The sequence below is a fragment of the Faecalimonas nexilis genome (genome assembly GCF_059731825.1).
Map to the genome: position 1 here is coordinate 2,244,607 of NZ_AP029189.1, position 16,756 is coordinate 2,261,362.

Here is a 16,756-nt window from a genome sequence, read left to right on the forward strand (position 1 = left end):
TTGATATGAAGTTATTTTTCTACTTTTTCCCATCCCTCTTTTTCTGAAATCACATCCAACGAACTAATTTGTCCATTTTTATTCCTTGAAACATAAATCCAAACACTACTCTTAGCACCTTCATCCACATAAATACAATACCCTACATCTACAAGCCCTCCTATTTCACTTCCTTTAAAAAACCATTTGCCATTAACATATTCAATTCCATTTTCTTCATATACATACAGCGGATGTTCTCTTTCCTCAAGTTCATTCAGCTCCACTACTTGTGATTTTCCTATACTTTCTGAGATGCTTTCAATCGAATCCATTTTAAAAAATATCAGTAAAATAATAAATGTCGTTGAAACAAGTAATGAACATGTGTATTTCTTTTTCTCTTTATCAAAATTCATTATAGAAACAATTCTTTTTTTTACTATAGAATCTCCAAATCCATTTAATAAATAAACTGGATTTTTAGAATTTCTTGCAAACTTCAAAAGTAACTCTGCATATTCCACTTTTCCTCCCAGTTTAGAAACCACATTATAATCGCATCTGAGTTCCAAATCCTGATCAAAAAACTTAACCAAAATCCACACAAAGGGATTAAACCAATATATCGTTGCTATAATTACTGCTAAAATCTTCCATAAAGAATCCCTATGTTTCGCATGTACCAATTCATGATACAATAAATATTTTTGTTCCTCCTCTGTCATAACTAAAACTGATTGCGGCAACAAAATCGTCGACTTAAAAATACCAAATGTTAATGGGGATTGAATACTCGTACACATTTTTGTGTGGATATGTTTCTTATTATGAGATATATGGAATAGACCATTAAATCTATCTGCACTGGTCGTTTTATAAATTCTTTTTAAAAATCTACAATAATTTAGAACAAACATACATAGTAGACAAATACTAATAAATATCCATATGCACATTATCCATACATTAAGATTTTCAAAAATTCCAAATTTAATTTTCTCATTTGCATTACTTTCATTTTTCAATACCCAGCTTGCTACCATCATTTTGATTATCGGCACAAAAAAAGATAACAGTAATTTGATAATAATTGCTTCCCATAACACACTATAAAAATATGATGCAATTCTTTTTCCCCCGTATTTTCTTATGAAAATCACAAAAATTATAAAAATACTAACTAAGATATTTAGCCTTAATAAATTCACTACTTTTCCTCTTTATATCTTTTAATAAGATTCTCCATTTCATCTAATTCTGAATCACTAACGTCATCTTGAGATAAGAAACAGGATAAAAACTTCGTCCGTGAACCCGAAAACATCTTTCCTATCAATTCTTGTGTTTCCTTTTTTTGAACATCAATTTTATCTATTATCGGGACACACAAAAACCCCGGTTCTCTACGTTCTATGGCTCCTTTGTCTACACATTTTTTAATCACAGTATATGTTGTATTTTTATTCCAATCTGTAAGATTTTGCATTATTTTTACAATTTCAGATGCTTTTAAACTCCCTCTTTCCCACAAAACATTCATTACTTTAATTTCTGAGTCATACAACTTCATTAAAACGGTACCTCCTTTATACTATTGCAATAGTCTTTTGTCGTTGTGTAAATACTATCACAATAGTCTTATTATGTCAATATATTTTTCATTTTCATTGCAGAGCAAGTTTCGCCTGAGTAACTCAAAACTCACTTCGTGACTTTTTCCTACTCGGCAAACTTGATGGGGATTTCGCTCCCCATACCCTCAACATCATCATATTTTTCAAATATGTATATTGGCTCCTATCTTGATAGTCGCAGCGTGATTGTTCCATCACGGTAATAAAAAAGATGTCTACTGCTACACTTTTCATAGCAATAAACATCTTTTTCTAAATTACTGTTCTTCTTTCTGATCTTGGGCTTTTAATATTGCAAGAACATCTTCTACGGTTCTTCCCGAAGCAACTACCGCCCGGAACAATGTTTCCTTTTCCTGCTCCTCAATTTTCGCCTGAATTTCTTTTCTTTTAGAACGAAGCTGCTTCAATTCATTCTCTACTTCCTGAATTCTTTCGTTTACTGTTACAAGCTGTTCCTCCAAAGTAAGCACATTCTGTTTTTTTCTTCCTCTTGGCATAGTCAACCTCCATACAATTATTTTTTCTATTGTATCATGTTTTCAAACTATTTTCACAGTGATTTTATATTTTCCAATACAGTTCCCTCTATCGGCTTATATATAAATAGAATTTTTATAAAAGGAGATTTTATACTATGGCAAGACCAAAAAAAGAAAAATCATTACGGCATACACATCAAATTATGCTGCGTCTTACTGATACAGAATACGAAATTATATCTTCTCAGGCAAAATCCGCAAATCTGCCTTTGGCAGAATTTGCCCGTAGACAAATTATGAACAAAAGAACAATTCTAAAATACGAACTGGTGGCTGATCTGCCGGAATTAAAAAAATTGATTTCCGAGTTTGGAAAAATAGGAAGTAATCTAAATCAGATTGCCCGGTACTTCAATAGCGGCGGTATTCATTCACAGGAAGTACAAAAATCACTCCAACAGAGTCTTTCTAAAATCTATGAAATGAAATACGAAGTCTTAAAACTTGCCGGAAACTTTTCTGCCCAAAATATATCTGCTCCCACTCATTCAAGAGGTAATGAATATGGCAATTCTTAAGCATATTGCAATTAAAAATATGGACTACGGAGAAGCACAACGTTATCTTCTGTTTCAACATGATGAACATACGAAAAAGCCAGTCCTTGATGAAAATGGAGAACTCATTCCAAGAAAGGAATATTACATTGACGGTATCAACTGTGATCCCTTCTCTTTTGATTTGGAATGTAAAGAGTTAAACGCACAATATCGTAAAAACCAAAATTTTGATGAAATCAAATCTCATCACTATATTCTAAGCTTTGATCCGAAAGATACCGAAGATCATGGATTAACCGGAGAAAAGGCACAACGACTCGGATTAGAGTATGCTCAAAAAAATTTTCCGGGACATCAGGCTCTTGTCTGTACCCATACAGACGGAAATAATGAAAGCGGAAACATTCATGTACATATTGTAATCAACAGCCTAAGAAAATATGATGTAGAGCGCCAGACATTTATGGAACGTCCCTGCGATGCCCGTGCCGGATACAAGCATCATCTAACACCGACTTATCTTATTTATTTAAAACACTCACTTATGGATATTTGCCATAGAGAACATTTACATCAGGTGGATTTACTTTCTCCGGCAGAGAAAAAAATCACAGACAGAGAGTATCGTGCAAAGCACACTGGGCAAAAAAAGCTGGACGCTCTGAATAAAGAAATGTTGTCCAAAGGAATTGCTCCACGCCAAACCGTTTTTCAGACACAAAAGGAATATCTGCGAACCGCTATTGAATACGCCGCTGCTTCTTCCTGCAATATCGAACAATTTCAGGCAGCACTTTTCAATAACTATCAGATTACTTTAAAAGTAAGCAGAGGACGTTTCAGCTATCTACACCCGGAACGAAACAAGTTCATTACCGGAAGATCACTAGGTTCCCATTACACAGAAGATTATCTGCTTTCCATTTGGGAAAAGAAGAAAGAACCCCAAATGCAATCTCACACAGGCTCGGAACTTTTCACTCCTCATTCTGCTTCTACTGTTACGGAAAGAAAAGGAACTACAGCCTTCTGTTTTATAAAATCAGACCTACGGCTTGTCATAGATCTGCAGCAACGTGTCAAAGCGCAGAATAATCCGGTTTATGCCAGAAAAGTAAAGCTTTCCAATTTACAGCAAATGGCAAAAACCATTGCTTATGTACAGGAACGTGGCTATTCCACAGAAGCGGATTTGATGACCGCACTGACCACATCACAGTCGGAAACTGCCAACTGCCGAAAAAACCTCCGTTCCACACAACAGGAATTGAAAAGGCTCAATGAACAAATTCATTACACCGGACAATACCTTGCAAATAAATCTGTTTATAGGGAATTTTTACACGCAAAAAATAAGAAACAATTCCGACAGGAACATCTGTCAGAAATTACGCTTTATGAAACTGCCCGGAATTTCTTAAAGCAGCACTCAGAAAATGAAACATTGCTTTCTATGAAATTATTAAAATCTGAAAAAGAAAAACTGCTTTCCATAAAAAATATGCAGCGTCAGGAATATCAAAAAAGAAAACAATACGAAAAAGAATTGCAGACTGTATGTAAAAATGTCGAGATGATTCTTCATGGAAAGTCTGATTTTGAAAAGAATTCTGAAAAGGATATACCACCACGCTAACCCTTCTGCTCCAAAATTTCTTTCTATTTTTGTTGTATTCTTTTGTTATCTGTTTTATACTAAAGGCAAGATAGAAAAGGTGGTGATTTAGTGGAACTGGAAACAACGCTATCGCAAACAATTCGTACTGCAGGAAGCAATTCGGATTATGACTCTGCTTGTAAACGGCTACTTTCTGAAAAAATCATTCTTGCTTGGATTATGAAGAATTGTTTAGAAGAATATCGGGAATGCAGCATTTCAGAAATCATTGAAAAATATATTGAAGGTGAACCGCAAGTCGCAGAAGTTCCGGTTCTGCCTGATCAGACCAATCCCTCTTTAATCAAGGGAGAACGCACAGAAGATAAAACCATTACGGAGGGAACGATTACCTACGATATTCGTTTCACAGCAACTGCACCAAAGTCTGGTGAGTTCATCCGTTTAATTATCAATGTAGAAGCACAAAACAATTTTTATCCCGGTTATCCGTTGCTTAAACGCAGCATATACTATTGCAGTCGTATGATTTCTGCTCAATATGGTACTGTATTTTCATCTGCACAGTACGATAAAATTCGCAAAGTCTACTCCATCTGGATTTGTATGAACCCGCCAAAATCCAGAGAAAATACTATTACCCAATATTACATTGCAGAAAAATCGCTTGTGGGGCATGTTACCGAAAAAGTGGAAAATTATGATTTGATGTCTGCTGTTATAATTTGCCTCGGCAAACCGGACAGTGAGAATTATCACGGAGTTTTAAAATTATTAAATGTCCTGCTTTCTTCAGAAACAACACCGAAGGAAAAAGAAAGAATTCTCCATGATGATTTTGATATTGAAATGACGCAGAATTTAGAAAGAGAGGTGTCGCTGATGTGTAATTTAAGTCAGGGAATTGTTGAAAGCACTACCGAGCGAAATACTTTAGACAGTATCCGCAATCTAATGGAAACACTAAACTTGACTACCGAAGAGGCTATGGTAGCTCTGAAAATCCCAGAAGCAGAACGCCCAAAATATTTCGCTATGTTAAAAGAACTATAAAGGGAACGAGGGAAATCCGAATACACAAATTCCGATTTCCCTTTCTTTTTATTTCCTTTTCCTCTCCATCTCATTCTCCATAACCGGCTGTGGCAAATTCTTCATATTTAAAGCCGCCTGTTTTAAATGCAAACGGTCTAACACAGAAATTCGTGTTCCGATCTTACGGGGCTTTACTGGCAGATTATTCATTCTTCCATCAATCATATTATAATTTTGTTCTTCTGTAATCTCTGCACTTCTTAAATATTCTCCATTTTCATAGGCTTTCTGCCAGTTTTCCAAAACAGGTTTTCCACTTTTTTTCCGTATTTCTTGTGGGTGCAGATAGGAAACAATCTGTTCTTTGACTGTTTCGTCAAATCCCGTCGTAACCTGATCCACTATTAACTTTCCAGTTCCATCTACCACCACCCAAGCGGCATTTTTTCCGTATGTCGTATGCTCCATCAGGAAAAATTCTTTTCCTTCCACCACCAGATTATCGAAGGCAAGCCAGCTTCCTTCTTTCCCTTCAATATGAAAATTGGTAGTGGCAAGAGAAATCAATGTACTGGACGAACCATTCCGAATAAAACCTGCTAAAACAGTAAATCCCTCTTTTTCCAAATAATAGGCTGCCGTTTCCCCATTTTTATCTAAAATCAGTACATCCCCGATGCTTAGAGCATGTCCGGAAAAATTTTTCGGTAACTGCTTTGCCAAACGGTTTCGGATATTATCCGGTGTTTCATCATACCGCATCCAACTTCTATATACTTGCTTATAATCTGTATAGCGTATCTGAATATGTTCTTTTTGTAATTCTGCATAAGAACGAAAACGCTTTTTTCTGTTTTCCGGAATTTCTCTAAGCTGATACACTGCAAATTGATTACCTGCCATAACCGCTTCTCCTGTATTTCCATTTTTTCATTACAATTCCGCTTCTTTCTTACGGGTGTGGGACGTTTCTTCTTTTTTCTCCTGTTTCTTTAACAGTTCCTTCCGCTCTTTTAAGGCTTTTAGCACAGAAACTTTTCTTCCCATTGTTCCCTCTGGTTTTGCCTGCTCCGCTGTATTTTCCCGTTGTTTTTCTGCCAATATTCTCTCTAAATCTCGCATTGCCTTTTGTACCAACGGACTTTCTTTATAATGGGGAACTAAATCAATCAAGTCTTTGGAGATTTTCCCTCCAGACATCAATTCGTATTCCCCATCATAAATGCTGCCATCTTCCAGACAAAATCCAATTCCTTTTATCCCATGAATGCGATCCTCTGGAATCGTTTTATATTTTTCTACAGCTTCTTCCAATGTCAGATTTTCATAATATTCTCCCATAGAAGGAAATTCCATACATTCTGCAGCATAGAAAGAAATTTTTGGTTCTTGTACCGTTTCCTGTGGTGTCCTTCCCTGCTTTTCTGCTTCTCTTTCGTCAAGATACTGTTCTGCACGCTTTATGTATTCCTGCAGTGTCCCGGTTTTTTCCAACGAAATGGGATTTATGTCAATCTTTAATCCGGCAATCCGCATTCCATTTTCCTGAAGCAGATTAAAAAAGGCATCTTCCTTGATGTCTCCGGTATAAGAAAGCACCACATCAAGATCAGAGTCTTCCCTATATAAATTTTCTCTTGTGCGGCTTCCATATACTCTTGCTGCCAATAAAGTAATTTCTTCATATCCAGCCTCTTCCAGTTCCGCCTGTGCGTAACAAAGCACCGATTCTTCAATGTTCTGACGGCTCTCCCCACGCAACAGTTCTTCTTCCCGAATATCAATCTGTGAAGTTGGTGTCAGTTCCCCTTCATATAATCTCTGTTTCTCCCCTTCTATTACAGATTTTTTAAGTTCTTCATAGGAAAACGGCTCGCAAGGCAATTCACCTATTCCTTCCTCTTGAAATATCTGGGAAAAAACCTCTTCTTTAGAGGCAGTTATATTCTCGTAAAACTGTCCACCAATCTCACGAAACGCTTGGTCATAGATGATACATTCATAGCCTTCTGAAATTTTCTGCAACATCACATACCCATATCCGGATCGGAAAGCCACGTTATTTTCTTCACTCTCCATCAGGGGTTTTAATGCCTCATACGACTTCTGCGGAAAATATTCTGCCCGTTCAACCTGTTCCTGAAGCATTTCACTATCAATCTTTCTACATGCAGTCAAATCTGCCCCTTCCTCTAATAACAGTGTTTTTGCCGCTTCTTGAAGTGTAACATCAAAGGTATCGTATACCCCTCCATCTAATTCTTGAAACTCTTGATCGTAAAAGGTATAATCATACCCTTCCTCTGTTTCCTGAATAAAGAAAAACTGTCCCGTTGTTTCTATCTGATAAGCTGCTTCTCTTTCTGCTTCGTCGAATAAACTTGCATTTGAAGTTTCCACCTTCTCCTGCTTTTTGGCGGTTTCTTTTTCTTCCAGATACTCTCTGATTGCTTTCACAACCTCCTGATCCAGACCATTTTCCAAATCCTGTGCAACCACTTTACCATCTCCATTTACCAGAACCGGCGCAACCGAAGCTCCGTATTCGTTATGCTCCATGAGATAGAAATGTTCCTTCTCAATTTCCACTTCTTCTACCGTATGCCATAAGCCTTCATGCTGTTTCAGTTCCACCGCTTTTGTATCCATACCAATTTTTATTTTTTTTTCGTTCTGAATATCATCTCTTTCACTTCTGTCTGTTTCCAATTCTTTCATTTTTTCTTCCAGTTCCTTAATAAACTCTCCTGCTGTTTTTCGTATTGCGTCCATGAAAGTCCTCAATTCCCATATCTTCAGATTTTCACTCCACCCTGCAATATAAGGAACAGAATAGTCAGAAGTATCCAGTCCAAAATATTGACACACCGTATAGGCAATGCTTTCCGCCTCTATCTCCTTTGTTCTCTGATCTTTTTCTTCTCCTGCCTGTTCCAATACTTCCCTGTCATGCAGCTTTGCATGGGCAATTTCGTGAATGAGTGTTTTTATCGTCTGACTTTCACCCATATCTTCTTTCACAACAATCTCTTTCTTTTTATTACTGTAATATCCCTTTGCTTCTCCTTCTGTTTCACCAAAGCGGATAGGCACAGGGGATAGTTCTCTGACTGCCTGTAAAAACAAGGGAAAATTTTGTACCTGCCCCGTTAAATCCGGTATTGCAAGTTCCGGTAACGGCTCTCCATACGTTTGTGATATATCAAATACACGGACTACCCGAAAATCAGAAACGACATGCTCCACTACTTCTGTTTCTGGCTGCCCGTCCGGTCCCAAAATCGGCTCATTTGTTTCCGGATCAAATTTTTCCACCAGTTCCTTTTCTTTCCTCTGTGAAGGAGCAATAATCTGAATTCCCTTCTCTCCCTTTTTCACCTGACGATGAAAATTTTTCTGCCATGCGGAATATCCCGCTACCAAAGTTGCTTCTGGTCTTTGCAATGCAATCAAAACCGTATTATTAAAGCTGTAATTATAAAATTTTGACATGGTTTTTAAATATTCTGTATACCGTTCTGAGGTAAATAACGCTTTTACACCTTCTTCCAACTGCTTCGTAATTTCATACATTTGCTGCTCTCTATTTCCTGCCATAGACAAATCCTCCATCGTAAAAATGTCCCGCCAGTTTCCTGACGGGACTTCCTCTTTATAACTGCTGTTCCGGCTTTTTCTTCTGCATATTTCTGTTTTTCCAGCCTTTTTCCATATTTCTTTGTGTGGTTTTCAATCTGCCAAGCACTGAAGATTTTTCTATTTTTCCTTTTCGACCTTCTGACACTCTGCCTGCATAATTGACTGACCTTCTCGGCAAATCTGCCACCTGATCTACTTCTTTCTCCTGATCTTGCGGCATTTCCTTTTCATCCATATTCAAAAGGGAGTTCAGTTCTGCAAGCCTTTCCATCTTCTCCTGCAATTCCTTTTCTTTGGGAAAAGGCTTCGCAGCTTCCTCCTGTGCTGTTTCCAACTGCTTCTGCAGTGTTTCCAATTTTTGCTCTGTTTCTTCCATTTTCTTCTCAATTCCACCTAACGCATTACTGATACGCTGTAAATTTCCAAGAATATCCTTTCCCATCTCAATCAGATAACTGCATTTTCTCTTAATGGTCATAATGTACCGTTGATTAAACGCATCAAATTTTGCGTATAAAGAAAAGTCATGAAACGTTCCTATTTTTCCCTCTGTATGAATAGCTTTTAGTCCTTCACATGCTGCCAAAAGTGCGGTTCCTGCTTCTTTTTTATCCGTAAAGGTTTTATTGGAAACAATCATGGAAAAATCTTCGTTCTCAAAAATAGGACGGACGGCTTCTGCATCGGAACGAAGCCCCGCAAGGCGTTCTTTCTGTGCTGCAATCTGCATTGGATAATTCTTTGCAATATCCGTTTCCAGTTTATATTTCTGGCTGGTATGGTTTGCTTTTAATAATTTCAATTTACTTACCTGTATATCCAGATCCATTTTTTCTTTGATATAAGGGTTTCCTGTTGCCAGTGCCTTAATTTCTGCATACGACAATGCTGTGTCATCGACATCTTCACAGGCACGAACAGGGGATTTGCTTGTCATAATCTGGGAAATAAATTTCTGTTTATTCTCCAAAATCTGCCACATATACGCATCAAAGGTATTCTCTGTCACATACCGGAAAATCTTTACTTTTTTATTTTGATTGCCTTGCCGCAAGATTCTTCCCTCCTGTTGTTCCAAATCTGCGGGCTTCCAGGGGCAATCTAAATGATGAAGGGCAATCAGGCGATCTTGAATGTTTGTACCTGCCCCTAATTTCGGGGTAGAACCCAGTAAAACCCTGACCTGACCGGAACGCACTTTTGCAAAAAGTTCTGCTTTTTTTGTTTCCGTTCCTGCTTCATGAATAAACACAATTTCCTCTTTTGGTATCCCTTTTGTTACCAGTTTTTCCCGAATATCATCATATACATTAAAAGAACCGTCACTTTTTGGTGTTGATAAATCACAGAAAATAAGCTGTGTAGAAAGCTGCTCCTTTGTTTCTTCCCAAATAGAAAAAGTATTTTCCACACAACGGTTAATCTTGCTGTCTTCATAATCTGGAAGCATGTCATTGATAAGACGCTGATCCAACGCACATTTTCGTCCATCATTAGTGATTTTAAGCATATTATCAACAGAAGCGTCCACACCTCCACTTCTTACAATTTCCGCACGTTCCCCAAACGCTGCCACTAATTCCTGTTGTTCTTCACTTGGCTTTAGCACTTCATTGATATACTCTGCTTCCGGCACAGGTAAATGCAGCATATCTGCAGTCTGAATATCCGCACTTTCTTTAAAAAGAGAGATCAACTCCGGAAGATTAAAAAAGCGGGCAAACCGTGTTTTTGCACGATAGCCCGTTCCTTCCGGTGACAATTCTACTGCTGTCACTGTTTCCCCAAAAGTTGCCGCCCAAGAGTCAAAATGTCCCAACTGTAACTTTTGCAAAGTATCATATTGTAAATACCTCATAATGGTATATAGTTCCGTCATACTATTCGAAACGGGAGTTCCTGTGGCAAAAGTAACACCCTTTCCTCCCGTCAGTTCGTCCATATATCTGCATTTCATAAACATATCTGAACTTTTCTGTGCGTCAGTCTGTGCAATCCCTGCAATATTTCTCATTTTTGTATAAAGAAACAAATTTTTGTAAAAATGGCTCTCGTCTACAAACAGCCTGTCTACCCCTAACTGCTCAAAGGTCACCACATCATCTTTTCGGGTATCGTCGTTTAATTTTTCCAGTCTTTTCTCCAGACCTTTTCTCGTTTTTTCCATCTGCTTTATGCTATAACGTGGACTGTCATCACTCTGTGCTTCTTTGATTGCCAGCATGATTTCTTCTATCTGCTGTTCAATCATTGCCATCTGACGCTCTTTTGACAGTGGAATACGCTCAAACTGGCTGTGTCCAATGATAATTGCATCGTAATCTCCTGTGGCAATCCGAGAACAAAACTTCTTTCGGTTCGCCGGCTCAAAATCCTTCTTGGTAGCTACCAATACATTGGCTCCCGGATAAAGCCGGAGAAAGTCACTCCCCCACTGTTCAGTCAGATGATTCGGCACAACATAGAGATTTTTCTGCGAAAGACCAAGCCGCTTACTCTCCATTCCCGCTGCGATCATCTGGAACGTCTTTCCAGCCCCTACACAGTGTGCCAGCAATGTGTTTCCTCCATACAATACATGGGCTACTGCATTTTTCTGATGTGGCATCAAGGTAATTTCCGGTGTCATTCCTACAAATTGAATATGACTTCCATCATATTCTCTGGGACGGACACTGTTAAAAATCTCATTATATTTCTTACACAAGGCTTCCCTTCGGTCTATATCACGAAAAATCCATTCCTTAAAGGCTTCTTTAATCATATCCTGCTTTTGCTGTGCCAGCATAGTTTCTTTCTTATTTAATAATCTGTGTTCTCCATCAGCGTCCTGTATGGTATCATAAATCTTTGTATCCCGCAGATTTAACGCATCTTCCAGCAAACGATAGGCATTTGCACGGGCTGTCCCATAGGTAGCAGTTACCCTTGTATTCCCATACGTATCCAGCGATTTCCCTGAAATATTCCACTGTCCGTTTACCGGAGCATATTTTACTTCAATCCGGCTTCCAAGATAATAGTCTGGCGTCTGAAATAGTTCTCCCATAAACTCGGTGATATACTCTGCGTCCACCCACGTTGCACCAAGTCGGATTTCAATTTCTGATGCTTCCAATTCTTTTGGCTGCACTTTTTCAAGCGCCTGCACATTCACCTGATAGCGATCGTGATTTTCAGCAAATTGTTTTGCTACTTCCAGCTTTACCCGGACATTCCCTGATAAATATTCATCTGAAGTTTCCCACTTTTCCGTCAATGGATTTTGGAAAATAACTCCGGTTAATTCTTCAATAATCTCTGCCTCCGGCTTTCCTGTCAGTTCTGTCATAAAGGACAAATCTATTTTTGCACGTTCTGCCAAAGACAGAGCAAGTGCTTCACTTGCAGTATCCACACGCTCTATCGGTTCTGCTTTTCGGATTGTACGCTTATGAAAAATATCTGCTTTTCTTTTTAACTTCCCCTCTTCGTCTAAAAATTCCAAAGAAGCAAGCAGACAATAGCTGCTATCCTGTGAAAATGCCCGACGGTTTGCAGCGCTGTTGAGCAGTCCATATTTTTCTGTAAAAGTATCATAGGTTTGGTTTAATTCCTTTTGAATACTCTTGATTTCCTCCTCACCGGCATCTTCCATCTGGCTGTCAATCAACTTTCTGGTAATATCCCGAATCTCTATCATGCCTATGACACGTTCTGTTGTCACAGCAGGTAAATCCATACGGTTCATTCTGGAATTTTCCCGATAATACACCTGTTCTCCAACCTTTGCAAAACTGAAATTCTTCACAGACGGATCAGCCAGAATGGAGTCTTCTGTTTCATTTAAGTCCAATTCGTCAAACTCTCTGACTGTAATCTGCCCTTGAATGAAAGGAATAACCTCTTTTAACTGTTCTTCCAAAGAAGTTTCTTTTCTCGGCTTTACTGTAACTTCCATTCTTCCATACTGATTGCTCTCAAGCGCAAAGTCCCCCAGCACCATTTCCGGATGTTCTACAAAATAAGAATTGATTTTATATCCCTCTTCGGTTTCTCCCACTTCCACCCAAGAAGGCTTCTGCAGCACTGCCCGATCCCGTTTTTGGAAAAATAAAATATCGGATACTACATCTGTTCCGGCATTTTTGCGAAACGCATTTTCCGGCAAGCGGATTGCACCTAATAAGTCTGCTTTCTCTGCAAACTGCAATCGCACTTTTTCACTTTCTTTATCCATCGTCCTGCTGGAAGTAATCACTGCTACTACACCTCCGGGACGTATCAAATCTAAAGACTTCACAATAAAATAGTCATGAATCATCAAAGAATACTTATCGTATTTTCGGTCTGATACCTGATAATTTCCAAATGGCACATTGCCAATCACGCAGTCAAAAAAACTTTCCGGATATTCTGTTTTTTCAAATCCTTTTACCTCTATCCGGTTCTTTTGATAGAGCTGACCTGCAATCTTTCCAGAAATCGGATCTAATTCTACACCATACATCTGAATGCCCTGCATATTCTCTGGAATAAGTCCCATGAAGTTTCCCACGCCGCAGGAAGGCTCCAATACATTTCCCGTAGATAATCCCATATTTTCTAAAATCTGATACATGGCTTTGATCACCGTAGGCGGTGTATAAAAAGCATTTAACGTAGAAGAACGTGCTTCTTTGTATTCACTTTCACTCAGTAAACCTTTTAGCTCCTGATATTCCTGACTCCACTCTTCTTTTCTGTCATCAAATGCCGCTGAAAGACCACCCCAGCCAACATATCTGGATAAAATTTCCTGTTCTTCCGGTGTTGCCAAACGATTTTCTGCTTCCAGCTTTTTTAATAAAGAAATTGCTTCTATATTTCCACGAAACTTCTCTTTTGGACTTCCAACACCCAGCGCATCATCTGTAATCCGAAAGTTATTCCCTTCTTTTGCATATTCTTTCTGCTGTGGAATGGTATCTTCTTTTGTTTGATTTCGTTTTTGTGGAACAGCCGTTATAATTTCTCCATCTGTACCTATCACATCTATCATATCGGCAAATTCGTTATCAGGCTGTGATAAGTTTGGTTCTTCTAATTTTTCCATGTCAAATGGCTCTTCCTGCATAAAATCAAACAGGGATAATTGTTGATTTTCATTCTCAACAGATATTTCTTTTTGCCGCTCCGGAAACAGCGTATACGTGCCTTCTATATACTGATGAAGAATTGCAAGGGTTTCCACACGTTTTTCATAATTCTCAAATTCTAAAGGTAAGGCTGCAAGGGCTTCGTCCATTTTTCTAACCAGTTCTTCCGCTGTTTCTTCCTGCTCTAACAGAAGTGGTAACTCCTGTCTTTCTTCTTCCCCAAAAAAACCGTCTGAAAACGGACGTTCAATCTCCTTTGGAAGTCGATAATAAAAGGAAACAATACGGTTCGCCATCTGTTCTCTCTCATAAGAGGGCATTCTTGTATAGTCTGCCGCTTTTAAATAAAAATCCTGATCAATCAAAAACTCAATGCGCTTTGCCACCTGTGTCCATTTCAAAAATACGGTAGCTTCCGGGTGGCTATAAGAACCTCTTTCCAGCCTTAGTCCTTTGCTATCGTAATCCGCATGAGAGTGATCTGCACCAGAAAGGGCATGACTTCTTCCACCAATCCCATAACTTTCCTTTACAAAATCCGCTTTCTCTCTTTCACTTTTGTCCTGAATAAAAAAAGCATAGGTACTAAGCCTTCCATCACGATAAGAGCCGCCACCCCCTAAAAACGCATCAATCTCATCTTGTGTAATAAAAATAGGATGTTCCTCCCAAGCAAACCCTTCCCTTGCCTGATAAGGAACTGCCTCTTTTGCAAATTTCTGAAACTGTTCTAGCACTTTATCCGGACGGTAAAAATGGAAGCGCATGATTTCTTTATCCTCTTGGTAATACTCTGCCAGTGCTTCCAATCGCTCATTCAAATCTGCCAAATACCCCGGCTGTTCCAGTAATTCACAGACCTTTTCTGTAACCGTCGGAAAAGTATTATGGAATACTTCTGTATCTTCAAATACCAGTTCGGCGACGCCCTCTGCCATATCCCGTTCCATATAGATTAAAGCGTCTGCATGTTCTTTCAGGGCATTTTCTCTCGCAGCATCTAAGACAACCTGTGGTGCATACTCTCCCTGTCTGAGCAACTGGTGTATTCTTCCACTGGCTTCCTCCCAAGATAAGAATACTTTATCGAATACGGTATCATGTACCGTATGTCCCACTGCAATCTGCATACCTAATTCATCATACCAGACCGCATACTCCCTGCCTGAAATCTGTAACCCAATGCCGCCTTTTCCATATTCTTTTTGGACAAATTCTGTATACGCTTCTTCTGGCTGCTCAATCATAAAATTATAGATGATCCGTAAATGGCTTCCAGTCCGGTTTCCTCCATAGCGCAATACTTCATCTACGATTTCTGCCGGAATTGTCACTTCTTTTGCATAAAGAGCAGCCTGCCTTTCTTCAATTTCACGAATCTGTTTTTCTACGGGAGGTAATTGGGGCAAAGAAAGAGCAGAGGCAATTTCTTCCTCTGCTCCATCGAAATCCTGTTCTGTTTGTTCCTCGCTTAATTGTATACCAATTCCGTCAAAACGCTCTCCTCTGCCATCTGCTGGAGATTGTTCATGTGTGCCACCCACTTCATCTGATCTGCCTCCTTGTCCGGAGCCGGATATTGCATAAGAAGTCCATTCATCAGAACTTCCATTCTCTCCTGTGCTGCTTTCTCGATTTCCATCAGATGTTTCTCCAATTTTCCTGTCAGCAGCATGCTCTGATACCAGTTCTTCCGGTTTTCCTTCAGGAATGTCTTCCGAAGCATTCCGTACTTCCCGATGTTCACTGGTTCGTTTTCTATTGTCAGGTTCGGAAACAGGTAATCCCCTTTGTGGTAGTATGTCAGTTCCATTCTCATTTCCTCCATTTTCTTTACTTTCTTGCATTAACGTGTTAAACTCATTATAATGTGTCCGAGAAGAATTTTCAACCCTTTTTTGAGATTTTTCCTTTTGTTCTTCCCAGTCCATTCTCCATACTGTCCGCCCAATATCCCGAAGAATCGGTTCTACAATCTGATTGGTTGCATTTCCTAAAAATGGAAGGACTGACATCGAACGAAAATCTGTAATTGCAGTAAAATCTCCTTCTTCCAAAACGTCCATAGGATCAAGACCGCAGCGGCGTGACAAAGAATAAAAGATACTGTTTTGCAGCAACTCCCGAAACTCTGTCTGTATGGTCTGTTCGTCCAAATCTTCTAAAAAAGTGCCTTCTACTTCATATTCCAGACCTTCCATTGCTTCTTCCAGATTTTCCTCTGTCATATCTCGTGCAATTTTCCAAAGTGCCGACGTAAGAGCAACGGTATCTTCTCCTGCCAGGCCATATACCTCAGACAAATGATCCAAAAGCGGCTCCTTTTGATGTTCCTTCAACTGCCATAAATACGGTGTTTTTCCACCCTGCACTTTATGTGTATCAGAAACATCAAATACATACCGTAGTCTTTTTTTCGGGTATCTGTCATCAATTAAAGCAATCCCTTTTGCTCCCCGGTTTACCCACCGTTTCATTTTGTGATTCCAAATTTCCAGCTCTGCACAGGCAGTTGCCCCCGGACGCTGTGCATAAATTAAAAGTGTATCAGAAAAAGAGTAACGGTACAGTTGTGATGCAGTATCCAGATAATGCAGCCAATCTCTTGGAGAACTGCTGATTTTTTCCGCTTCATATTGGGCAAGCCCCAAAATCTCATAGAGTTTTCCCATGAACAATCCCTCCTCTT

At 39.0% G+C, this 16,756-nt stretch carries 9 protein-coding genes; 3 read left to right on the top strand and 6 right to left on the bottom strand.

What is annotated here, in order from left to right; translation table 11 throughout:
* Positions 1 to 11: 11 nt before the first annotated feature.
* The 3 genes from AC6I5B_RS11490 to AC6I5B_RS11500 form a co-directional block, all read right to left on the bottom strand.
* A complete protein-coding gene (locus AC6I5B_RS11490) occupies positions 12 to 1,190 on the bottom strand; it encodes a M56 family metallopeptidase (RefSeq protein WP_497773352.1) in 1,179 nt (392 codons plus the stop codon).
* Complete coding sequence (locus tag AC6I5B_RS11495; RefSeq protein WP_118382366.1) at positions 1,190 to 1,552, bottom strand: BlaI/MecI/CopY family transcriptional regulator; 363 nt, start codon at positions 1,550 to 1,552, stop codon at positions 1,190 to 1,192. The genes AC6I5B_RS11490 and AC6I5B_RS11495 overlap by 1 nt, the downstream gene beginning before the upstream one ends.
* A gap of 321 nt (positions 1,553 to 1,873) precedes the next feature.
* On the bottom strand, positions 1,874 to 2,116 hold the full coding sequence (locus AC6I5B_RS11500; RefSeq protein WP_441659273.1) for a hypothetical protein: 243 nt from the start codon (positions 2,114 to 2,116) through the stop codon (positions 1,874 to 1,876).
* Between the two features lie 137 nt (positions 2,117 to 2,253).
* Here AC6I5B_RS11500 and AC6I5B_RS11505 point away from each other — a divergent pair, with 137 nt between their 5' ends.
* The 3 genes from AC6I5B_RS11505 to AC6I5B_RS11515 all read left to right on the top strand — a co-directional run bounded on the left by AC6I5B_RS11505 (position 2,254) and on the right by AC6I5B_RS11515 (position 5,329).
* A complete protein-coding gene (locus AC6I5B_RS11505) occupies positions 2,254 to 2,676 on the top strand; it encodes a plasmid mobilization protein (RefSeq protein ID WP_441659274.1) in 423 nt (140 codons plus the stop codon).
* Complete coding sequence (locus AC6I5B_RS11510; RefSeq protein ID WP_497773353.1) at positions 2,663 to 4,294, top strand: relaxase/mobilization nuclease domain-containing protein; 1,632 nt, start codon at positions 2,663 to 2,665, stop codon at positions 4,292 to 4,294. The genes AC6I5B_RS11505 and AC6I5B_RS11510 overlap by 14 nt, the downstream gene beginning before the upstream one ends.
* A 90-nt stretch (positions 4,295 to 4,384) precedes the next feature.
* Positions 4,385 to 5,329, top strand: a complete 945-nt coding sequence (locus AC6I5B_RS11515) for a hypothetical protein (RefSeq protein WP_459831351.1) — start codon at positions 4,385 to 4,387, stop codon at positions 5,327 to 5,329.
* Between the two features lie 48 nt (positions 5,330 to 5,377).
* On the opposite strand, the gene AC6I5B_RS11520 is transcribed toward AC6I5B_RS11515, so the two are convergent.
* The 3 genes from AC6I5B_RS11520 to AC6I5B_RS11530 are packed head-to-tail and all read right to left on the bottom strand — an operon-like array spanning position 5,378 to position 16,739.
* Positions 5,378 to 6,214 carry a YodL domain-containing protein gene (locus AC6I5B_RS11520; RefSeq protein ID WP_497773354.1) on the bottom strand — a complete coding sequence of 279 codons (837 nt, stop codon included), beginning with the start codon at positions 6,212 to 6,214 and terminating at the stop codon, positions 5,378 to 5,380.
* 30 nt (positions 6,215 to 6,244) lie between these two features.
* The gene (locus tag AC6I5B_RS11525; protein WP_497773355.1) at positions 6,245 to 8,908 is read right to left on the bottom strand and encodes an LPD16 domain-containing protein; all 2,664 of its coding nucleotides are present in this window, start codon (positions 8,906 to 8,908) and stop codon (positions 6,245 to 6,247) included.
* Between the two features lie 55 nt (positions 8,909 to 8,963).
* Positions 8,964 to 16,739, bottom strand: coding sequence for a helicase-like domain-containing protein (locus AC6I5B_RS11530; protein WP_497773356.1), 7,776 nt, complete (start codon positions 16,737 to 16,739; stop codon positions 8,964 to 8,966).
* Between the last annotated feature and the right edge of the window lie 17 nt (positions 16,740 to 16,756).